The 20,281-nt window shown below is 71.5% G+C and carries 23 protein-coding genes and 4 tRNA genes; 11 read left to right on the plus strand and 16 right to left on the minus strand.

Going from position 1 to position 20,281, the window contains the following annotated elements:
* Positions 1-85: 85 nt before the first annotated feature.
* The 14 genes from AB0B33_RS45880 to AB0B33_RS45945 all read right to left on the minus strand — a co-directional run bounded on the left by AB0B33_RS45880 (position 86) and on the right by AB0B33_RS45945 (position 11,164).
* Entirely contained in the window at positions 86-589 is a 504-nt protein-coding gene (locus AB0B33_RS45880; protein ID WP_360784292.1) for an XdhC family protein, read from the minus strand.
* 12 nt (positions 590-601) lie between these two features.
* A complete protein-coding gene (locus tag AB0B33_RS45885) occupies positions 602-868 on the minus strand; it encodes a hypothetical protein (protein ID WP_360784295.1) in 267 nt (88 codons plus the stop codon).
* Between the two features lie 32 nt (positions 869-900).
* Entirely contained in the window at positions 901-1,158 is a 258-nt protein-coding gene (locus tag AB0B33_RS45890; RefSeq protein WP_360784297.1) for a hypothetical protein, read from the minus strand.
* Positions 1,155-1,424: a hypothetical protein gene (locus tag AB0B33_RS45895; protein WP_360784300.1), complete on the minus strand. Its 270-nt coding sequence runs from the start codon at positions 1,422-1,424 to the stop codon at positions 1,155-1,157. Before AB0B33_RS45895 ends, AB0B33_RS45890 begins: the two co-directional genes overlap by 4 nt.
* Positions 1,425-1,426: 2 nt before the next feature.
* A complete protein-coding gene (locus AB0B33_RS45900) occupies positions 1,427-1,909 on the minus strand; it encodes an NUDIX hydrolase (protein WP_247023936.1) in 483 nt (160 codons plus the stop codon).
* Complete coding sequence (locus tag AB0B33_RS45905; protein WP_360784358.1) at positions 1,906-3,051, minus strand: glycosyltransferase family 4 protein; 1,146 nt, start codon at positions 3,049-3,051, stop codon at positions 1,906-1,908. Before AB0B33_RS45905 ends, AB0B33_RS45900 begins: the two co-directional genes overlap by 4 nt.
* Positions 3,052-3,068: 17 nt before the next feature.
* Positions 3,069-3,986 (minus strand): phosphatidylinositol mannoside acyltransferase, encoded by a 918-nt coding sequence (locus tag AB0B33_RS45910; RefSeq protein WP_360784302.1) that lies wholly within the window; start codon positions 3,984-3,986, stop codon positions 3,069-3,071.
* Complete coding sequence (gene pgsA, locus AB0B33_RS45915) at positions 3,983-4,609, minus strand: phosphatidylinositol phosphate synthase (protein ID WP_247023938.1); 627 nt, start codon at positions 4,607-4,609, stop codon at positions 3,983-3,985. The genes AB0B33_RS45910 and pgsA overlap by 4 nt, the downstream gene beginning before the upstream one ends.
* 89 nt (positions 4,610-4,698) lie before the next feature.
* On the minus strand, positions 4,699-5,220 hold the full coding sequence (locus AB0B33_RS45920; protein WP_360784306.1) for a MarR family transcriptional regulator: 522 nt from the start codon (positions 5,218-5,220) through the stop codon (positions 4,699-4,701).
* A 74-nt stretch (positions 5,221-5,294) separates the two neighbouring features.
* Positions 5,295-5,837: an HIT domain-containing protein gene (locus AB0B33_RS45925; RefSeq protein ID WP_247023940.1), complete on the minus strand. Its 543-nt coding sequence runs from the start codon at positions 5,835-5,837 to the stop codon at positions 5,295-5,297.
* On the minus strand, positions 5,834-7,861 hold the full coding sequence (gene thrS / locus AB0B33_RS45930) for a threonine--tRNA ligase (RefSeq protein ID WP_360784309.1): 2,028 nt from the start codon (positions 7,859-7,861) through the stop codon (positions 5,834-5,836). The genes AB0B33_RS45925 and thrS overlap by 4 nt, the downstream gene beginning before the upstream one ends.
* Positions 7,862-7,993: 132 nt before the next feature.
* Positions 7,994-8,608, minus strand: coding sequence for a malonic semialdehyde reductase (locus tag AB0B33_RS45935; protein WP_360784311.1), 615 nt, complete (start codon positions 8,606-8,608; stop codon positions 7,994-7,996).
* Positions 8,609-8,817: 209 nt separating this feature from the next.
* On the minus strand, positions 8,818-10,335 hold the full coding sequence (locus AB0B33_RS45940; RefSeq protein ID WP_360784314.1) for a sugar transferase: 1,518 nt from the start codon (positions 10,333-10,335) through the stop codon (positions 8,818-8,820).
* A 757-nt stretch (positions 10,336-11,092) separates the two neighbouring features.
* Positions 11,093-11,164: transfer RNA gene (locus tag AB0B33_RS45945), tRNA-Val, on the minus strand.
* 392 nt (positions 11,165-11,556) lie between these two features.
* On the opposite strand from AB0B33_RS45945, the gene AB0B33_RS45950 reads away from it, so the two are divergent.
* The 4 genes from AB0B33_RS45950 (at position 11,557) to AB0B33_RS45965 (ending at position 12,337) form a co-directional block, all read left to right on the plus strand.
* Positions 11,557-11,982, plus strand: coding sequence for an SsgA family sporulation/cell division regulator (locus AB0B33_RS45950; RefSeq protein ID WP_033293569.1), 426 nt, complete (start codon positions 11,557-11,559; stop codon positions 11,980-11,982).
* A 112-nt stretch (positions 11,983-12,094) separates the two neighbouring features.
* A tRNA-Gly gene (locus AB0B33_RS45955) sits at positions 12,095-12,167 on the plus strand.
* 23 nt (positions 12,168-12,190) lie between these two features.
* Positions 12,191-12,261 (plus strand) — tRNA-Cys (locus AB0B33_RS45960).
* Between the two features lies 1 nt (position 12,262).
* Positions 12,263-12,337: transfer RNA gene (locus tag AB0B33_RS45965), tRNA-Val, on the plus strand.
* Between the two features lie 114 nt (positions 12,338-12,451).
* On the opposite strand, the gene AB0B33_RS45970 is transcribed toward AB0B33_RS45965, so the two are convergent.
* Positions 12,452-13,360, minus strand: coding sequence for a LysR family transcriptional regulator (locus tag AB0B33_RS45970; protein ID WP_360784316.1), 909 nt, complete (start codon positions 13,358-13,360; stop codon positions 12,452-12,454).
* Between the two features lie 101 nt (positions 13,361-13,461).
* Here AB0B33_RS45970 and AB0B33_RS45975 point away from each other — a divergent pair, with 101 nt between their 5' ends.
* From AB0B33_RS45975 to AB0B33_RS45995, 5 genes are read left to right on the plus strand one after another with little or no spacing between them, the layout of a single operon-like run.
* Positions 13,462-14,571 (plus strand): FAD-dependent monooxygenase, encoded by a 1,110-nt coding sequence (locus AB0B33_RS45975; protein WP_360784319.1) that lies wholly within the window; start codon positions 13,462-13,464, stop codon positions 14,569-14,571.
* Positions 14,568-16,337: a CocE/NonD family hydrolase gene (locus AB0B33_RS45980; protein ID WP_360784322.1), complete on the plus strand. Its 1,770-nt coding sequence runs from the start codon at positions 14,568-14,570 to the stop codon at positions 16,335-16,337. Before AB0B33_RS45975 ends, AB0B33_RS45980 begins: the two co-directional genes overlap by 4 nt.
* Positions 16,334-16,810, plus strand: coding sequence for a nuclear transport factor 2 family protein (locus AB0B33_RS45985; protein WP_360784325.1), 477 nt, complete (start codon positions 16,334-16,336; stop codon positions 16,808-16,810). The genes AB0B33_RS45980 and AB0B33_RS45985 overlap by 4 nt, the downstream gene beginning before the upstream one ends.
* Before the next feature lie 22 nt (positions 16,811-16,832).
* Entirely contained in the window at positions 16,833-17,147 is a 315-nt protein-coding gene (locus AB0B33_RS45990; protein ID WP_360784328.1) for an NIPSNAP family protein, read from the plus strand.
* A 24-nt stretch (positions 17,148-17,171) separates the two neighbouring features.
* Positions 17,172-18,077, plus strand: coding sequence for an acetamidase/formamidase family protein (locus tag AB0B33_RS45995; protein ID WP_360784331.1), 906 nt, complete (start codon positions 17,172-17,174; stop codon positions 18,075-18,077).
* 55 nt (positions 18,078-18,132) lie between these two features.
* On the opposite strand, the gene AB0B33_RS46000 is transcribed toward AB0B33_RS45995, so the two are convergent.
* Positions 18,133-18,927 carry a MerR family transcriptional regulator gene (locus tag AB0B33_RS46000; protein WP_360784334.1) on the minus strand — a complete coding sequence of 265 codons (795 nt, stop codon included), beginning with the start codon at positions 18,925-18,927 and terminating at the stop codon, positions 18,133-18,135.
* Positions 18,928-19,005: 78 nt separating this feature from the next.
* On the opposite strand from AB0B33_RS46000, the gene AB0B33_RS46005 reads away from it, so the two are divergent.
* The gene (locus AB0B33_RS46005; protein WP_247023958.1) at positions 19,006-19,368 is read left to right on the plus strand and encodes a nuclear transport factor 2 family protein; all 363 of its coding nucleotides are present in this window, start codon (positions 19,006-19,008) and stop codon (positions 19,366-19,368) included.
* 36 nt (positions 19,369-19,404) lie between these two features.
* Positions 19,405-20,193: an SDR family oxidoreductase gene (locus AB0B33_RS46010; protein ID WP_360784337.1), complete on the plus strand. Its 789-nt coding sequence runs from the start codon at positions 19,405-19,407 to the stop codon at positions 20,191-20,193.
* Positions 20,194-20,281: the final 88 nt, after the last annotated feature.

Consider the following 20,281-nt stretch of genomic DNA (forward strand, 5'->3'; position numbering starts at 1 on the left):
TTGTGTGTGTTGTTCAGTCGTGTGCTTTTGCTTTTTGTTGTGGGCGGTTCTAACCGCCCTGAACACTCACGACGGCCGGGGCACGTCAGAAGTCGAAGCCGCCCGGGCGGTTGTTGCGGTCGGCCAGCAGGCCGGCGAGCGTGGCGATGGCGATCTCCGGCGGCGTGCGCGAGCCGATGTTCAGCCCGACCGGCCGGTGCACGCGGGCGATGTCGGCCTCGGGTACGCCCAGCCCCTGCAGCGCCGCCACGTGCGGGCCCGGGTGCCGCGGGTTGCCGAGCACGCCGATCCAGCGCGGCTCGCCCGCCAGCGCGGCCTTCAGCACCTCGCCGAGCTCGGGCCGGTGGTGGTCGGTGACCACGACGTCGGCGGTGCCGTCCAGTGGCGGCAACGTCGTGTCCGCCTCGACGCCCTCGGGCCCGTCGGTCGCCCGCGCGGGGTCGGGTTCGTACAGCGCGACGTGGTAGCCGAGCTCGCGCGCGAACACCAGCAGGTGCCGCGAAACCGGCGACGCGAACACCGCCACCAGGGTCCGCACGGCGGGGTCGGCGGGCGCCGCGCCGTGCGCGACGTCGCAGGTCTCACTCATGCGCCCAGTCTGTCAGCCGCCGGCCTGCTCGCCCACCGTCACGCGGAACTGCCACACGTCGGTCTTGCCCTTGACCAGCACCAGGTACCCGTCGGTCACGCGCAGCACGACCCGCTTCTGCGGTGACGACGGCCGCGGCGGCCGGTGCTGCTTGGCCAGCAGGTGCGCCTCGTCGAACGCGGTTTCGCGGTCCGCGTACCCCGCCGCGTCGGCGACGCCCCAGCCCCGGCCGTCGCCCGTGCCGCCCTGCTCTTCGATGACCACCCACCACGTACTCATGCCGCTCCGACGCGGCCGCGGGCGAGCCGGTTTCAGATCTCTTCGAGCACGCTCAGCCGGAAGTGGAACGTCGAGGTCCGGCCATCGACGATCACCAGGTACCCGCCGACGCCCCGCAGCACCTTCCGCGACCTCGGCGACCACGGGTAGACCGGCTGGTACTCCCGCGCGAGCCGCTCGGCCTCGGCTTCGGCGGTCGCCTGGTCGGCGTAGGAGAAGGTCTCCGACAACGACCAGCTCCGGCTGTCACCGGTACCGCGCTGCTCTTCGACGACCACCCACCAGCTCATGCCGGGGCCGCCACGGTCTCGCCGAGCGTCACGCGGAAGTGGAACGTCGCGGTCCGGCCGGTCGCGATCACGAGGTAGCCGTCGCCGACCCGCAGCACCTTCCGCTCCTTGACCGCCGACGGGTGGACGGGTTCGTGCTCGAACGCGAGCCGCCGCGCCACCTCGTCGGCGTGCTCCCGGTCCCCGCCCGCCGGCTTCGTCTTGGTGACGTTCCAGTGGCGCCCGTCCCCGCCGCCGCGCTGCTCCTCGACGACCACCCACCACATCGTCAGACCTCCGGCTCGGCGAACTCGAAGTACTCCGGCAGCGGCGCCGTGCCCGCCAGCTTGAAGTACCGGACCTTGCGCCGCCGCCGCAGGCGCAGGGTGTCGCGGACGGCGTCGTTGTGGACGCGGCGGGCGATCACCACCCGGTGCTCGGCGTCGGTGAGCTCCTCGGCCAGCTCGGCGGGCAGGCCCGCCCGGTCGACGCGGCTCAGCTGCAGCGTCAGCTCGTTCTCCTCGGCCTCGCGCTCGGCCCGCGGCGCCGTCTCGGCCCGCTCGGCCAGGGTGCGCAGGCCGGTGTCGTGCAGCAGCACCGCGACCGCGCGCGCCACCACCGCCCGCCGCGCCAGCGCTGCGTCGAGGGCGGCCCAGCCCGCGTCGGTCCGGACGTGCAGCCGGTCGAGCCGGTTCGCCGTCGCCACCAGGAACAGCCCGCCCGCCACGACGACCAGGGCCAGCAGCGGGAGCAGCCACTCGAACACCGTCACCGGGCGAACTCCCGCTCCGGCGCCGCGACCCGCCGGGGGTCGGCGGCGATCGCCGTCTCGTAGACGCGCAGCACCTGGGTGGCCACGACCGACCAGTCGAACACCGTCACGTGCTCCCCCGCCGCCGCGGCCAGCGACGCCCGGCGCGCCGGGTCGCCGAGCAGCTCGCGCAGCCCGTCCGCGAGCGCCGCGGGGTCACCGGTCGCCGTGAGCATCCCGGCGTGGCCGTCGTCGAGCACCCGCCGGAACGAGTCCAGGTCGCTGGCCAGCACCGCCGTGCCCGCCGCCATCGCCTCGGTCAGGATCATCCCGAAGCTTTCGCCGCCGGTGTTGGGCGCGCAGTAGACGTCGACGCTGCGCAGGGCCTGCGCCTTGACGAAGTCGTCGGCCTGGCCGAGCAGTTCGAGGTGCGGCGCCAGCTCCGGACCGGCGTCGCGGCGGAGCTGGTCCTCGTCCCCGCGGCCGACGACGACCAGCCGCAGGTCTTCGAACTCCGGGAGGATCCGCCGCAGCGCCTCCAGCAGCACGCCCATCCCCTTGCGCGGCTCGCCGAAGCGGCCGACGAACCCGACCGTCCCACCGGCCCGCGGGTAGCCCGGCAACGGCGTCGCGGAGGAGAAGAACTCGACGTCGACGCCGTTCGGGATCTCGACGGCGTCGCCGCCCGCGTGCTCGACCTGGACCCGGCGGGCGAGCGCGGACACCGCGATCCGCGCGGTGATCTTCTCCAGCAGCGGCCGCAGCACCGGCTGGAAGGCCGACAGCGTGCGCGAGCGCGTGGTCGCGGTGTGGAACGTCGCCACGATCGGGCCGTCGGCGATGAGCAGCGCCAGCAGCGAAAGGCTGGGCGCGGCCGGCTCGTGCAGGTGCAGGACGTCGAAGTCGCCCTCGCGGATCCAGCGCCGCACGCGGGCGTAGGACACCGGGCCGAACTGCAGCCGCGCGACCGAGCCGTTGTACCGGATGCCGAGTGCCTTGCCCGCCGGGTGCACGAACTCCGGCAGGTCGGCGTCGTCGTCGGCGGGCGCGAGCACGGAGACCTGGTGCCCGCGGGAGAGCAGCGCCTTCGTCAGGTCGATCACGTGGCCCTGGACCCCGCCGGGCACGTCGAACGAGTAGGGGCAGACGATCCCGACCCGCATCGGGCGCGCGGCCACGCTCAGCTCGCTTCTTCGAGGGGGGTCTGCTCGCCGGCCTCGAGGTCGGCGGGCCAGAACTTCTGCAGCATGTGCCAGTCGGCCGGGTGCGCGGCGATGTCGCCGGCGAAGATGTCGGCCAGCGCCTGCGTGGCGGCCGGGACCTCGGCGCGCGCGGTGACGCGGATGCGCGGGTGCAGCCGGATCTGCCAGCCCTCCTCGGTGAACCAGCAGCCGGCCGGGATCAGCGCCGCGCCGGTGGTGGCGGCCAGCCGCGCCGGGCCGCCCGGGAAGCGGGCCTGCTCGCCGAAGAACTTCACCGGGATACCGCTGGTGGTCAGGTCGCGGTCGCCGACCAGGCAGACCGCCTTGTTCTCGCGCAGCCGCTTCAGCAGCACGCGCATCGCGGAGCTGTCGCCGGTCAGCGGCACGATCTCGAAGCCGAGCGACTCCCGGTACTCGACGAACCGCCGGTACAGCGACTCGGGCTTGAGGCGTTCGGCGACGGTGGTGAATCCGCCGAGGTAGCCGGCCAGCCAGACGCCGGCGATGTCCCAGTTGCCACTGTGCGGCAGCGCCATCACCGCGCCGTTGCCCTCGGCGAGCGCCGCGTCGAGGTTCTCGACGCCGGTGATGGAGGCCGCGACCTTTTCGCTGACCTCCTTCTGGTCCATCGACGGCAGCCGGAACGTCTCGTGCCAGTAGCGGGCGTACGAGCGCATCGCGCGCCGGGTCAGCTCGTCCATCTCGACCGGGTCGGCCTGCGGGACGACGCGGGCGAGGTTGGCGCGCAGCTGCCGCACACCGCCGCCGTCGCGCTTGACGGCGAGGTCGGCGCCGAGCGAGAAGACCGTGCCGCCGAACCCGGCGGGCAGCCAGCCGGCCAGCCGCCAGCCCGCCGCGTAGCCGAAAGCGCTCAGCCGCTCGGTCAGGTCGCTCATGCCGGCTGCTCCCCGGCGGCGGCCTCGCGTGCCGCTTTGGCCACGGCGGCGAAGCGCTGCAGCAGGGTGATGACCGACAGCACGGCCAGCAGCCAGAGCGAGACGTCCACGGTGTACGGGACGCCCAAGCCGTGCAGGCCGGTGCCGACCAGTGCGATGATCAGCCGCTCGGCGCGCTCGACGAGCCCGCCGTCGACCGGCAGGCCGGACGCGTCGGCGCGGGCCTTGACGTAGGAGATGACCTGGGCGAGCACCAGGCACAGCAGCGCCGCGGCGGCGGCCGGGTGGTTGTCGTCGACGACGAAGCACCACCAGGCGATGGCGGCGAACAGCGCGCCGTCGACCAGCCGGTCGCAGGTGGCGTCGAGCACCGCGCCGAACGGGGTGCCGTAGCCGCGGGCGCGGGCCATCGCGCCGTCCAGCAGGTCGAGCATGGCGAAGCCCCACACCGTGAAGGTGCCCCAGAGCAGGTAGCCGTTCGGGAAGAAGGCCAGGGCGCAGACGACGGCGCCGGCGGTGCCGAGCACGGTCATCACGTTCGGGGTCAGCCCGACGCGGACCAGCGCCTGGCCGATCGGATCGGTGACGCGGGAAACGGAGGCACGCGCGAAGATATTGAGCATCGTTTCGTCAGAGGCACCTGGCTACGAGGGTCGGGTGGGCGAATGCAGCCTATCCACCCGGCACGACGGCACCGACGCGCCGCCCCGCGTCAGCCCGATTTCGAGAGCTCGCCCTCGCGTTCCCGCGCCTCTTCCGCGGCCTGCGCGGCGGCGCACTTCGGCGAGAGGCGCTGCCGGATCGCGGCACTGATCTCCCCGAGCGCGGCGACCTGCTCCGGCGTCAGCGGGTCGAAGAGGCTCTCGCGGACGGCCTCGACGTGGCCGGGCGCGGCCGCTTCGAGCGCGGCGAAGCCCTCCTTCGTGAGGACGGCCCAGGCCCCGCGCTTGTCGGTCGGGCAGGCCTCCCGGCGCACCCAGCCGTTGGCTTCCAGCCGGGCGACGGCGTGCGAGAGCCGGCTGCGCGACGCCTGGCGGGCGTCGGCGAGCTCGCTCATCCGCAGCCGGCGGCCTTCGGCCTCGGAAAGCGCCACGAGGACTTCGTAGTAGGTGTGCGGCATGCCCGAGTCGTGCTGCAGCTGGCCTTCGAGGTGCGCGCTGAGCATGCGGGTGGCCGCGTTGAACTCACGCCAGACGCGCTGCTCGTCGTCGCTGAGCCATCGGGTTTCGGACATACGTCCATCATACCCTCGGTTGAACACTCAATCACGGTTTGCCGGTTACGGCGTTCGAGCGTTTTCCGAACGGTTCACCACGCGTCGGCGAGCAGGTCCCGCGTTTCGCCCAGCAATTGCGGGAGCACCTTCGTCTGCCCGATCACCGGCATGAAGTTCGCGTCCCCGCCCCACCGCGGCACCAGGTGCTGGTGCAGGTGCGCGGCGATCCCCGCGCCCCCGACCACGCCCTGGTTCAGGCCGATGTTGAAGCCGTGCGCGCCGGAGACCGCGCGGATCACCTTCATCGCGTGCTGCGTGTATTCGGCGACCTCCAGCGTCTCTTCCACCGTCAGCTCGGTGTAGTCCGCGACGTGCCGGTACGGCACCACCATCAGGTGCCCGGGGTTGTACGGGTACAGGTTCAGCACCGCGAACACGACGGTGCCGCGGGCGACGATCAACCCCGTTTTGTCGTCCAGGGAAGGGATGCGGCAGAACGGGCAGCCGGTGTCTTCGTCGCCGTCCGGCTTGTCCTGGCCCTTGATGTAGGCCATCCGGTGCGGGGTCCAGAGGCGCTGGAACGCGTCCTGGACCCCGACGCCCTGCTGCTCGACGAGTTCGGGCGGCTCACTCACCGAACGACCGTCTCCAGCGCCTCGGCCGACGGTGACGCGTTCTCGCGGCGCTCGACCCACTCCGCGATCGCCTCGACCGCCTTCTCCACCGGCACGCCGTTGATCTGGCCGCCGTCGCGGAAGCGGAACGACACCGCCCCCGCCTCGACGTCCTTCGCGCCGGCCAGCAGCATGAACGGCACCTTCTGCGTGGTGTGCGTGCGGATCTTCTTCTGCATCCGGTCGTCGCTCGCGTCGACCTCGGCGCGGATGCCCTTGGCGCGCAACGCCTTCTCGATGCCCTGCAGGTGCTCGACCTGGTCGGCGGTGATCGGGATGCCGACCACCTGCACCGGCGCGAGCCACGCCGGGAACGCGCCCGCGTAGTGCTCGGTCAGCACGCCGAAGAAGCGCTCGATCGAGCCGAAGAGCGCGCGGTGGATCATCACCGGCGTCTGGCGCGAGCCGTCGGGTGCGGTGTACTCGAGCTCGAACCGCTTGTTCTGGTTGAAGTCCAGCTGGATGGTCGACATCTGCCAGGTGCGGCCGATGGCGTCCTTCGCCTGCACGGAGATCTTGGGGCCGTAGAAGGCCGCGCCGCCCGGATCCGGGACCAGCTCGAGACCGGAGTCGACGGCGGCCTGCCGCAGCGTCTCGGTGGCCTCCTCCCACTCCCAGTCCTCGCCGATGAACTTGTCCGAGTCGCCGCGGGTGGACAGCTCGAGGTAGAAGTCGGAGAGGCCGTAGTCGGCGAGCAGGTCGAGGACGAACTTCAGCAGCGACCGGAGCTCGCCCGGCATCTGCTCCTTGGTGCAGTAGATGTGCGAGTCGTCCATCGTCAGCCCGCGTACGCGGGTGAGGCCGTGCACCACGCCCGACTTCTCGTAGCGGTAGACGGTGCCGAACTCGAACAGCCGCAGCGGCAGCTCGCGGTAGGACCGCCCGCGCGAGCGGAAGATCAGGTTGTGCATCGGGCAGTTCATGGCCTTGAGGTAGTAGTTCTCCTCGTCGAACTGCACCGGCGGGAACATCGTGTCCGCGTAGTACGGCAGGTGGCCGGAGGTGTGGAACAGCTCGCCCTTGCTGATGTGCGGGGTGTTCACGAACTCGTAGCCGGCCTCTTCGTGGCGGCGGCGCGAGTAGTTCTCCAGCTCGCGGCGGATGATGCCGCCCTTGGGGTGGAACACCGGCAGGCCGGAACCGATCTCCTCGGGGAAGGAGAACAGGTCCAGCTCGGCACCGAGCTTGCGGTGGTCGCGGCGCTCGGCCTCGGCGATGCGCTCCAGGTAGGCGTCCTGCGCTTCGGCCGACTCCCACGCGGTGCCGTAGATCCGCTGCAGCTGTGGGTTCTTCTCACTCCCCCGCCAGTACGCGGCGGCGACGCGGGTCAGCTTGAACGCCGGGATGAACTTCGTGGTCGGCACGTGCGGACCGCGGCAGAGGTCACTCCAGACACGTTCCTTGGTGCGCGGGTCGAGATTGTCGTAGATGGTGAGCTCGCCCTCGCCCACCTCCATCACCTCGGCGGTGTCCACTTCGGACTTGAGGTCGACCAGTTCGAGCTTGAACGGCTCGTCGGCAAGCTCTTTCTTGGCTTCGTCGACGGAGTCGAAAACGCGCCGGGAGAACTGCTGGGCGCCCTTCACGATCTGCTTCATGCGCTTTTCGAGCGCCTGCAGGTCCTCCGGGGTGAACGGAGTGTCGACCGCGAAGTCGTAGTAGAAGCCGTCTTTCACCGGCGGGCCGATGCCGAGCTTGGCGTCCGGGAACTGCTGCTGGACGGCCTGGGCGAGCACGTGGGCCGCCGAATGGCGGATGACGCTGCGCCCGTCCTCGGTGTTCGCGGCGACCGGCTCGACCTCGGCGTCGGCCTCGGGGGCCCAGGCGAGGTCGCGCAGCTTCCCCTCGGCGTCGCGCACGACGACGATCGTGTCCTCGCCCTTGGTCGGCAGGCCGGCTTCGCGGACCGCCGCGCCCGCCGTAGTGCCCGCCGGTACCGCCACACGGGAGGCGGCCACGGGGGAAACGGGGGGCGACTGGGACACGATCGGCTCCTCAAGCTGGAGTGACAAAGACGACCCCGTCGATGCTAGTCGGCGGCTCGCGCGCGCCTCACCCGCGTCCGGGAACGCGGAACGGGCCGCCCCGGGTGCCCGGAGCGGCCCCTCCCGAGAGCGTCAGAGGGTCTCGACGACCTGGTCGAAGTCGAGGCGCGGCAGGCGGTCGAACCACGGGTTCTCGCCCGGCTTGCCGACGTTCACCACGACCAGCGAGCGCCACTTCTTGCCCGCGAAGAACTCGTCGTCGACGCCCTGGGCGTCGAAGCCGGTCATCGGGCCGGCGGCCAGGCCGGCGGCGCGGACGCCGATGATGAAGTAGCCGACCTGCAGCAGCGAGTTGAGCTTGGCGAACTCGACGCGGCCCTGCTCGTCGGAGAAGTTGTCCTTGACCCCCGGGTTGTGCGGGAAGACCTGCGGGATGTTTTCGTGGAAGTCGACGTCCGCGGCGAGCACGACGGTCAGCGGCGCGGCTTCGGTCTTGTCCCGGTTGCCCGGGGCCAGGTGCGGGAGCAGGCGGGCCTTCGCCTCGGCGGTGCGCAGCACCAGCGCGCGCAGCGGCTGGGTGTTCATCGACGTCGGGGCCCACTTGACGAGGTCGTAGATCGCGCGGACCTGCTCCTCGGTCACCGGCTCGGAGCTGAAACTGTTGGCCGTGCGGGCCTCGCGGAAGAGGAGGTTCTGGACGTCCGCGGGGACCTGGAGGCCTTCGGTCTGCTCGGCAAAGGTGGTCATGGGGCTGGGTTCCTTCCGTTGGTCGGTACCCGGTGCAACTAGGTTGAGCGTTGAACTATTTCGCGTTCAACCAGTTGCGTGGATCACAGCGGGGAGCGAGCAACGGTCACCCGATCGGGTCGCGGGCGCTTCGGCCCCGGAACGAGCACGGCCGCCGACCCCCTCCAGCGGGGTCGGCGGCCGTGGTGCGAAGCGCGCGGTCGGTCGGCTCAGTAGGCGCCCTGGCCGCCCATCACCGCGCGGAAGGTCTTCCAGAGGATCACCAGGTCCAGCGCCAGGGACCAGTCCTCGACGTAGCGCAGGTCGAGCCGGATGCTCTCGGCCCACGTGAGGTCGCTGCGGCCGCTCACCTGCCACAGGCCGGTCAGGCCGGGCTTCACCAGCAGGCGGCGTCGGGCGTCGGGCGCGTACTGCGCCGTTTCCTCCGGCAGCGGCGGGCGCGGACCGACGAGCGACATCTTCCCGGCCACGACGTTGAACAGCTGGGGCACCTCGTCGAGCGAATACCGGCGCAGGAAACCACCCACGCGGGTGATCCGCGGATCGCGCTTCATCTTGAACAGCGGCCCCGCGCCTTCGTTGTCCGCGGCCAGCGTCTGCTTGATCTGATCGGCGTCGGTGACCATCGTGCGGAACTTGAGCATGGTGAAGACGGCGCCGTCGCGGCCGACGCGGCGCTGGCGGTAGATCACCGGGCCCCGGTCGTTCAGCTTGATCGCGAGCGCGATCACCAGCAGCAGGGGCGAGAGCACGGTCAGCAGCAGCGCCGAGCCGCAGCGGTCGACGATCTCCTTCACCACCCGGCGCCCGCCGGTGAACATCGGCGCCGTGACGCGCAGCAGGGGCATCCCGAGCACGCCGGTGACGTTGAGCCGCGGGCCGGCGACCTCCATCAGCACCGGCGCGACGACCATCTCCGCACCGGTCCCCTCCATGTCCCAGGCCAGCCGCTGCAGGCGCTTCGGCGTCCAGTACTGGTCCGCGGTGATGGCCACGACCCGGTAGCCGCCGCGGCGCACGTGGCGGGACAGCTCCTCGAGCCGTCCCACGACCGGGACGCCGTCGATCTCGCCGCTGTCGCGCTCTTCGCCGTGGCCGCTGAAGGTGCAGACGGCCTCGACGCGCCAGCCGACGTGCACTTCCGAGCGGGTGCGGGCGATCAGGTCGGCGACGGTCTCCGGGCTGCCCGCGGCCATGACCGGCAGCAGGCAGAGCCCCTTGGCGCGCTTGCGGTGCAGCACCTGGCGCAGCAGGTACCGCTGCGGGAACGCGACGAGCGCGATGGCCGGCACGACGACGAACACCCAGACCTGGACCTCGAGCGCGCCGAACAGCAGGCCGCCCAGCGCGACCAGGACGGCGGCGGTGATGAAGCCCCGGCCCAGCGTCCGGTACTCCTCCGCGCCCTCGCCGAGCACGCGCGGGCTCCAGGCCCGGCTGACCGGCAGCGAGACGAAGATCGCCAGCATCGTGCCGAAGGCGTGCATGTCGTGCGGGGCAACGCGATCGATGACGAACGCGCTGATCGCGATCACCAGCAGCGTGATGAACACGTCGCTGCCGATGACCCAGGCTCTGTATCTCGCTTCCCAGGCCGCCGGCAACGCCTTGGGGGACGGTGTCGCCGTGGGGCGCTCGTCCTTCTTGGCGGGACGCGGGATGGCCTGGAGGTCGATGTGCGGCGGTGGCTGGCTCACCGTGTACGAAGGCCGCACCGACTCTTCCATCTGACCTCCCGTGAACAGGGTCCGGTTGATCTCACAGGCACGCTGCGTCACCGACGGTGATTTCGGAGAGTCATCGAGACTCAGCTGTCGCGCAGTGCCCGGAGAGGCTTCACACGGCAAGGTATCGGCGACTCTCTCAGCATCGTTACAAGGATTTCCAGCCACATGCTGCGCGTCTTCCCCGCCAGAAAATCGCCGCAAGATAACAAGATGATGACGATGGGTAATAGGGCGTATCCCCACGAATATTACAATCCGTAGTCGCAACCGGCGTTGCCCGCACCCGGGTGGACCACGCGCTGCCGAACGGCCGAACGGGACCCCGGAAATCTACTGTGGACACTGCGTCCCCGTCGACGTCCACAGTGGACCAGGCCGCGGCGCGGACGGCGGCGCGAGGACGGCTCGTGCGCGGACGGTGACGTTCGTCGTCACACCGTCACCCGCGCCGGTTTTTGTCGCACGTGGCCCGCCGCACCGGCCAGCCGCGCGTGCCGAGGATCACATGAGCCCTCCCACGGGGTCCGGTTCGACAGAAGTCCGCCGCGGCGGCAAGTTCCCGAGGCGGTTCCGGCGGCCCCTCCCGGCGGGGGCGCGAACCGCTCTACCGAACAGATACGGCCGGCCCGAACGGACCGTTCACTCCGGTTCGGCCGGGCCGCGCGCGCGGCCCGGAAAGCCGAGCCGACCTGGGGGCGGGTGAAAACGCCGAAGGCCCCGGACGGATTCGTCCGGGGCCTTCGGCGTCGAGCTTCGGTGGGCGATACTGGGATCGAACCAGTGACCTCTTCGGTGTGAACGAAGCGCTCTCCCCCTGAGCTAATCGCCCGCTCGCGGTGGTACGGAAACTTTAGCGTACGACTTCCGGGCGCCTGCAAACGGGTGGTCCTCGCCGACCACACTCCGCTTACCGGCGAGTACGGAACGAACAACCCCGAGCTAGCCGGGGTTGTCGCGGCCGGGGGCCGCCCGACGCCACGTTCGACATCCGTGCGACGGTGCTATCGCCCGGCGACTAAACCGCGCAGTATGGAGGCGTGGGCCCCCGCGGGGTGCGCGGTCACACGCGCGCCGTGGGGTGGTCACGGACGGCAGACGGCGGCTCATGGGCCCGGACGGGTGATCTGCGGCGCACCCGCGACGGAAACGGCCTCCCGAAGCGTCCCACTTGGTGACGCCCTCGGCCGGGCCGGGCCGGGAAGGGAGACGAAGGGTAGGACGATGCGCAACGATCACGTGACGCTCCGCTCGACGGCGGTCTTCGACCTGCTGGCGCCGCGGACCCCCGCGGTTCCGGTGAAGGTGGAGCTGCGCTACGACACACGCGACCCGTACGCGGTCGTCGCCGCCTTCCGCACCGGCCGCGCCGGCTGGGTCGAATGGGTGTACGCACGCGACCTCCTCGCGGACGGCCTCCTGGCCGACGCGGGTGACGGGGACGTCCGCATCCGCCCGTCCGTCGAAGACCCCGAGTCCGTGCTGATCGAGCTGAACTCGCCCTCCGGGCACGCCATGTTCGAGGCATCCGCCCAGGAGCTGGCCGACTTCCTCGACCGCACGTACGACGTGGTCCTCCCGGGCAACGAGCACCTGTGGGTCGACGTCGACGACGCGCTCACCCACCTCATCCCCCACGATCTGGCCTGATGACGGGCTTGCAACGGCGGAGTGACACCCCGGTGTCGCCGCCGTTTTCGGGGTCCGATATGGTTTTCCCACACCACGGCGACGGGGGCACAGACCTCCGGAGCTGCGGAATGCGGATGTAGCGCAGCTGGTAGCGCATCACCTTGCCAAGGTGAGGGTCGCGGGTTCGAATCCCGTCATCCGCTCGGTAGGCTCTCGAGCCTGTCACGGTGGAGTGGCCGAGAGGCGAGGCAACGGCCTGCAAAGCCGTGTACACGGGTTCGAATCCCGTCTCCACCTCGCGCGATTAGCTCAGCGGGAGAGCGCTTCCCTGACACGGAAGAGGTCACTGGTTCAATCCCAGTATCGCGCACCACCTGATTTCGCAGGACTGAAGCCCTGTTCCTCCTCGGAGGGGCAGGGCTTCAGTCGTTCGCCGGCGACGACCCGGCGTCAGTACCTCGTAGAGCACCGCGATACCCGGACGCGATCACGGGGGCCCCGCGACGAGGGTCATGATCCGGCGGACGCGCTCGCGCAGGAGTGCGTGCGTCCGGTCGTGGTGGTTGCGGGGGTGCCAGGCCATGCCGAGCACCACTTCCGGCACCGCTACGGGAAGCGGGAACGTCCGCAATCCCAGGGTTTCCAGCATCGGCCGGCCCAGTCTGGCCGGGGTCACGCAGACGACGTCGGTTCCGCGGGCCACGTGCAGCGCGCCGGCGAAGCTCGGCAGGACGGCGACCACCCGGCGGTTCAGACCCAGCTCGGCCAGCCGCTCGTCGATCGGGCCGTGCGCGCGGCCCCGGCGGGAGACGACGATGTGGTCGGCCGCGGCGAACCGCTTCGGGGTGACGGTCTTGACTTTCGCCAGCGGGTGATCCGGGCGGATCGCGCCGACGAGGGTTTCGGTGACGAGCGTTTCCGTGTGGACTTCGGGGTCGCCCGGGCGCAGCGTCCCGATCTCCAGGTCCACGAGTCCTTCCCGCAGCGCCGGGACGTCCTGGAGGTTTTCCGGTCGCAGCCGCAGGGAGATCCCCGGCGCCTGGGTCCGCAGGTCGTCGATGAGGGACGGGATGAACGTCGTGGACAGCATGTCGGTGACCTGCAGGTCGAACACGCGCACCGCGGTCCGCGGGTCGGCGGCCGTCGACGGGCCGAAGAGCGCACGGGCCCGGGCGGCGATCGCGTGCACCTCCCCTCGCAGCTCCAGCGCCCGCGGGGTCGGCACGAGATCGCGGCCGGCCCGGACGAGCAGCGGGTCGTCGAACGCGCGCCGCAGCCGGGCCAGCGTGCGGCTCATCGCCGGGGCCGACGTGTGCAGGCGCTCCGCCGCCTTCGTCACGCTGCTTTCGGTGAGCAGCGCGTCCAGCGCCTCGATGAGGTTCAGGTCGTGGTCCACGCGCCGATTATCACAGATGGAATGAGTAGGTACCAACGTTGCACTGGAGTTAACCGGCGACGGTCCTTAACGTCGGGTTCAGACGACGGAGGAGGACAGCGATGCGAGCTGTGGTGATCGGCGGCGGGATCGTGGGACTGACGAGTGCTCTCGCCTTGCGCCGCAACGGAATCGACGTGGTGGTCCACGAGCACGCGCCGGAGATCCGCGCGGCCGGCGCGGGACTGGGGCTGTGGGCCAACGCACTGGCCGTGTTCGACGAACTCGGCGTCGGCGACCAGGTGCGGGCGGTCGGCAAACCCGGGGAGATGTACTTCCACGACACGGCCGGACGGCTGCTCGAAACCCCGGAGTTCGGCGTTGAGGACCACCGGTTCCTGCTGGTGCACCGGGCGAAACTCACCGATCTGCTCGCCGACGCCGTCGGCCGGGACGACATCCGCCTCGCCACCGGGTTCGCCGCGTACGACGAGCACGCCGATCGCGTCACCGTCCGGTTGACCGACGGCAGCGAGGACACCGCCGACGTGCTCGTCGGGGCGGACGGCGCGTACTCGGCGGTGCGCGCGCAGCTGGTGCCGGGGAAGCCGGCGGAGGAACACCCCGGGCACCACGCGTGGCGCGCGGTGCTCCCGGACCCGGGTCTCGCCCTGACCGGGAACCGGGTCATCCTCGGCGGCGACCGCTGCCGCGGCGGGTACGTGCGCACCCACGACGGCGGCGTCTACTGGCTGGTGAACCAGTTCGACACGCCGGAACCGACCGGCACCCTCAAGGAGCAGGCTCTGGCCCGGGCCGCGCACCTCGACGACGGCGAGCACGGCGGGGTCCTCACCGAACTCATCCACGCCACGCCCGAGGAACTGATCCTGCACAACCAGATCATGCTCGTGCCGCCGTTGCCGCACTGGACGTCCGGGCGCGTCGTGCTCGCCGGCGACGCGGCGCACGCGATGTCGCCGCACATCACCGCCGGGGCGACGCTGGGCGTCGAAGACGCCGCGCTGCTCGGCCGCCTGCTCACCCCGGGCGGGGACGTGCCCGCGGCGCTGGCCGCCTACGAGGCGGACCGGATCCCGCGGTACGCCCACGTCGCGGAACTCTCGGCGGCCGTGGAGCACTCCCCCACCCCGCAGGAGTTCGCGCGGCACTACGCCGCGTTCAGCCACTGGATGCTCACCTCGTCCGCCGAAAACCCGGTGACGGCATGACCTTCACGGTGGAGGTCGACGTGCCGGTGCCGATGCGCGACGGCGTCGAGCTCGCCACCAACGTGTGGCTTCCGGACGGACCCGGGCCGTTCCCCGCGTTGCTGGTCCGCACGCCCTACGGCAAGGACGACGCCGGGCTGTACGGCAATCCGAAGCTCCCCGACGTGTTCGCCCTCGTCGGAGCGGGATACGCCGTGGTGGCGCAGGACGTCCGGGGTACCTCCCGCTCGCCCGGGACGTTCGTGCCGCACACCCACGAAGGCCCGGACAGCGTCGACACCCTCGCCTGGCTCACCGCGCAGCCGTGGTGCGACGGCGCGGTCGGCATGTGGGGCGGGTCGTACATGGGGTTCAGCCAGTGGCAGGCCGCCGCGCACGGCGTTCCGGCGCTGCGGGCGATCGCGCCGGTGATGACCTCGGCCGACCCGTACGCGGCACCGTGGCGCTCCCCCGGCGGCGCGCTGTCCCAGGACGCGGTCCTGACCTGGGGCACCCTTTCGGCCCTGCGCAACCTGCGTCGTGGCCTCGGCGAGGGGCGTGGTGACCCCGCCGACGCCGGAGCGCTGCTGTCCGGCCTGGCCGAGCCGCGGTCGCTGCACGAGCCGTTGCCGATAGCCGGCCGCGCCGCGGTGACCCGGTCCCTGCCCTGGTTCGCCGACGTGCTCGACCACCCGGAACGCGACGCCTTCTGGCGGGAGATCGCCGCGACCGACCACGGCGAGCGGATCACCGTCCCGGCGCTCCACATCGGAGGGTGGTACGACGTGTTCGTCGGTGAAACCGTGCGGTCGTACCGGATGCTGCGCCGCCGCGGTGGCACTGCCGCCGCCCGCGACGGCCAGCGGCTGATCATCGGCCCCTGGTCCCATCCCGACGGCACCGATCTCGGCACCTACCCCGACCGGTCGTTCGGGCTCGCCGGCAGCATCAAGACCGCCGGCATCACCGAAGCGCACCTGCGGTTCTTCGACCGCTGGGTCCGCGGCCGCGAGCTCCCCGACGACACCCACCGGGTCCGGATCTTCGTCATGGGGGCCGACGAGTGGCGCGACGAGCCGGACTGGCCGCTGCCGGACACCCGGTACACCGACTTCTTCCTCGACGGCGGCGGCCGCGCCAACACCGCCGGCGGCGACGGTCTCCTGAACTCCGCCATCCCGCCCGCGGACGCGACCGACACGTTTCGCTACGACCCGCGCGATCCGGTGCCCAGCCTGGGCGGCACCGTGCTCGCCGCCGCGCCGGGAACCCACCCCGGACCGGCCGACCAGGCCGCGGTGGAAGCGCGCGAGGACGTCCTGTGCTTCACCACTCCGGTTCTCGAGCGTCCGGTCGAGGTCACCGGGCACGTCACCCTGGTGCTGCACATCCGATCGTCCACACCGGACACCGACTTCACCGGCAAGCTCGTCGACGTGCACCCCGACGGCCGGGCGATCCTGCTGTGCGAAGGCATCCAGCGCGTCCGCTACCGGAAGTCGCTCACCGAACCCGTGCTCCTCGCGCCGGGCACGGACGCCGGACTCACCCTCGACCTCGGCGTCACCGCGAACGTCTTCCGGCCCGGGCACCGCATCCGGCTCGAGGTGGCCGGCAGCAACTTCCCCCGCTACGACCGCAACACCAACACCGGCGCGACGATCGCCACCGACGGCACCGGCGACGTGGTGGTCGCCGTCAACCACGTCCACCACGGACCCGCGCACCCCAGCCGGCTGGTCCTGCCGGTGATCGACCGCCCCGCGTCCGAGGAGCCTCGACCATGAACGCACTGCAGGACCTTCTCGACCGCGCGGCCATCGCCGACGTCGTCGCCGGGCTCGCCCACGCCCAGGACGACCGGGACTGGGCCTCCCTGCGGCGGCTGTTCGCCGACGAGGTGACGCTGGACCTGTCGACGCACTACCACGGCAGGCCGCCGACGACGGTGACCGCCGACGGCCTCGTCGAGCTGGCCCGCGCGACCCTGGAGGGTTTCGACAGCACCCACCACACCGCCACCGACCTCGTCGTGCGGCCCTCCGGCGACGGTGCCACGTGCCGCGCGCACGTCGTCGCCTACCACCACGTCCCCGCCGGTCCCGGCGTCGTCGACCACTGCACGATGCGCGGCCACTGGGAGGTGAAGTTGCGCAAGTTCGACGGCCGGTGGCTCATCGAGCACTGGACCGTGGCGCGCACCGCGCCGTGGGAAGGCTCCCCCGACGTCTACGCGCTCGCCGCCGCCCGCCGCTCTTGACCGCCACGAGGGAGTACCACCGATGTTCTACGAGATCCGCACCGAGCACGCCCGTCCCGGCCGGGGCGCCGAACTGGCCCGCTACCTGGACGAGACCGTCATCCCGCTGCACCAGGAACTGGAGATGCGCGTGGCGGGCTCGTTCACCGTGGCCGGCGACGAAGACGCCGTAGTCTGGATCAGGCGCTTCGAAAACGACACCGACCGCGAACACATCCTGAACGCCGTCCACCGGGATCCCCGGTGCGCGGCCCTGGCCGGAACCGTTGCCGCGCTGACCGCGGCGCCCGCGTCCACGGTGCGCCTGGCGCCGACCGCCGGGTCCCTGCTCCGCTGAACGTCCGCACCGGAAAGGAAAACCGTGGCCGAGCACCAGCTTCCCGCGACGCGGGAGACCACAGTGGACGTCCTCGACCGGGCCACCCCGCCCGTGCTCACCGTCGATCCGGGCGACTCCGTCCTGATTGGCTCGCTCGACGCCGCCGGCTACCTGGACCGGCGAGTGGACGGCCCCGCGATGTACCCGGAACGGCGCGGGCACTGCCTGACCGGGCCGATCGCGGTGCGCGGCGCCGAGCCGGGCATGGTCCTGGGCGTGCACTTCACGTCGATCGCGCCCGGCGACTGGGGCTGGACCACGGCCGGGGTGAAGGACACCGCGCTCAACCGCGGGCTCGGCGTCGCCGACGGCCCGGGCACGTGGCTGACGTGGGACATCACCGGCGAAACCGCCACCAGCGACCTCGGCCACACCGTCGGCGTCGCCCCCTTCCTCGGTGTCGTCGGCGTTCCACCGGCCGAGCCGGGACCGCACTCGACCATTCCGCCGCGGGCGCTCGGCGGCGGCAACCTCGACTGCCGGGACCTGGTCGCCGGGTCGACGTTGTTCCTGCCGCTGACCGTTCCCGGCGCGCTGCTGCACCTGGGCGACGGGCACGCGGCCCAGGGCAACGGCGAAGTCGGCGGAACGGCGATCGAGTGCCCGATGACCACGGAGGTCACCCTCACCCTGGCGGCGGACGCGGCGGTCCCGGGTATCCACGCCGAAACCCCCGAAGGCCGGGTCACCTTCGGCTTCGGCGCCGGCCTCGACGAGGCCATGGCCGACGCGCTGGCCGCCATGGTGACCTGGCTGCAGCGGATCCACGACCTGGACCGCCCCACCGCGCTCGCGCTGGCCTCACCGGTCGTCGACCTGCGGATCACCCAGGTCGCCAACGAGACGTGGGGCGTGCACGCCGTCCTCCCGCACGGCGCGATCCGCTGAGGGCACCCGGCGCGGTTCCGGACCGCCGCCGATCGGGTGCCGCGCTCCGGCCGCTTCAGGTGACGCGGAAGACGGGCCAGCCGATCTCGGTGCGCCACGCGGCGGGATCGCTCGAGTCGCGAGGGCCGGCGACGTAGACCTCCCGCACCGGCCCGGCCACCGACATCGCGTTCTCCACCACCCAGGTCCCGAGTTCGCCGTAGGTGACCTCGATGCCGTCGTGCTCGCCGACGTGGGTGGTGACGGCCAGTTCCGCGGCCGGGAGAACCGCGGGGTGCACGCGTCCGGTGCGAGGTGGCGCGGCGGTCGGCAGGTAGACGAGCGCGTGACCGCGCTCCTGTTCGAAAAGGGCGTTGTCGTAGCAGCCGCCCGGCGGCCCGGTCGCGGCGGCGCCGACGGCCGCCTCCAACTCGGCCATCGCGCCCGCGAACCAGGCCTCGACATCGCCGTGCCCGACCACGGCCTCCACCGCCGCGACCGTCCGGGCGGGCTCCGCACGCAGCTCGACATCGATCGGCGCGGGGTCGGGCCGCAGCAGGCGCCGCAGCGACACGACCGCGGCCCGGGTGCGGTCGAGCACGTCCTCGAGGCGTTGCAGGTGGTCCGCGACCAGGGCCGCCCGGACACCGGGGTCGGGAGTCCGCAGGATTCGCTGCACATCGTTCAAGGGGACGTCGAGTTCGCGGAGCCGGTGGATGACCTGCGCGGCCGGGATCTGGTCGAGGCCGTAGTAGCGGTAACCGGTGGTCTCGTCCACCACGACGGGCTCCAGCAGGGCCGCCTCGTGGTACCGGCGCAGGGTCCGCACGCTCAAGTGGGTCAGCCGCGAGAACTCCCCGATGCTCAGCATGCCTCCATTCTGGACTCTCCCCCGGGGAGAGAGTCCACGGCTTGACCCTCCCACGCCGCGAGGTCACACGATGGCCGCATGACACAGCACACCGATCTCCCGTCCGATCTGCTCCCGACCCCCGTGCGCGGGTTCTTCGCCGCCCACGTCGTCCGCGACGCCGGCACCGCCTCGTCGTTCCTCACCGAGGACGCGGTGCTCGTCGACCAGGGCGAGACCTTCCGCGGCCGGGAGACGGCCCACGCGTTCCTGCGGGACGCCGGGTCCGAGTTCGAGTACACGACCGAGCAGCTCGGCGCCCGCCGCGTCGACGACACCCACTGGGTGGTGACCGTGCGGCTCGAGGGCACCTTCCCGGGTGGCGTCGCCGAGCTCGACTACCGGTTCGCGGTGCGGGACGACCTCATCGCCGAACTCGTCATCGCCAACCACCCGGCCTGACCGGATCCGCCACGCCGATCTTCACTGGAGAGAAAAATGTCTAGTTCAGACCGTGATCGTCTCGACGGTCGCCGGGCACTGGTCACGGGCGGCTCGAAGGGCTCGGGCAAGGCCGTCGCGGAGAGGCTGCGAGAGCTGGGTGCCGACGTGTACGTGACGGCGCGAACGATGCCCGCCGGGTACGAGCACCCCGACCGGTTCATCGAAGCGGACGTGACGACGATCGAAGGCACCGACGCGGTGGCCGCCCGGATCGCCGAGGCCGGCGGCGCACTCGACATCCTGGTGCACGTCGTCGGCGGCGCGTCGACGCCGGCCGGTGGATTCGCCGTCATCACCGATGACCAGTGGCTCACCGAGCTGAACCTCAACTTCCTGGGAGCGGTGCGGCTCGACCGGGCTCTGCTCCCGGCGATGATCGAGTCCGGGGCGGGCGTGGTGCTGCACTTCACCTCGATCCAGCGGGAACTACCCCAGTACGACGCGTCCCTGGCGTACGCGGCCGCGAAGGCCGCTCTGCGCACGTACAGCAAGGGACTCGCCAACGAGCTCGCGCCGCGCGGCGTGCGGGTCAACGCGATCAGCCCCGGCGGGATCGAGACCGAAGCCTACGAAAGGTTCGTGGACCGGATCGCCGAGGGCAACGGGCTCACCCGTGAAGCAGCCAAGCAGACCATCTACGACTCCCTCGGCGGGGTACCGCTGGGACGGTTCGCGAACACCGGGGAAATCGCGGACCTGGTCGGGTTCCTGGTCTCGGACCGCGCCTCGGCGATCGTGGGCGCCGAGTACGTGATCGACGGCGGAACTGTGCCGACCGTCTGAGCGAGGAGGGGTTCCGGCAGTTCGATCCGGCTGCCGAACCCCTCCTGCGCAAGCAGAACTCGAACGCTCGGCTCGGTTGTCTCAAGGA

This window comes from Amycolatopsis sp. NPDC049159 (assembly GCF_040648295.1).
In the GTDB taxonomy this organism is placed as follows: Bacteria; Actinomycetota; Actinomycetes; order Mycobacteriales; family Pseudonocardiaceae; genus Amycolatopsis; species Amycolatopsis pretoriensis_A.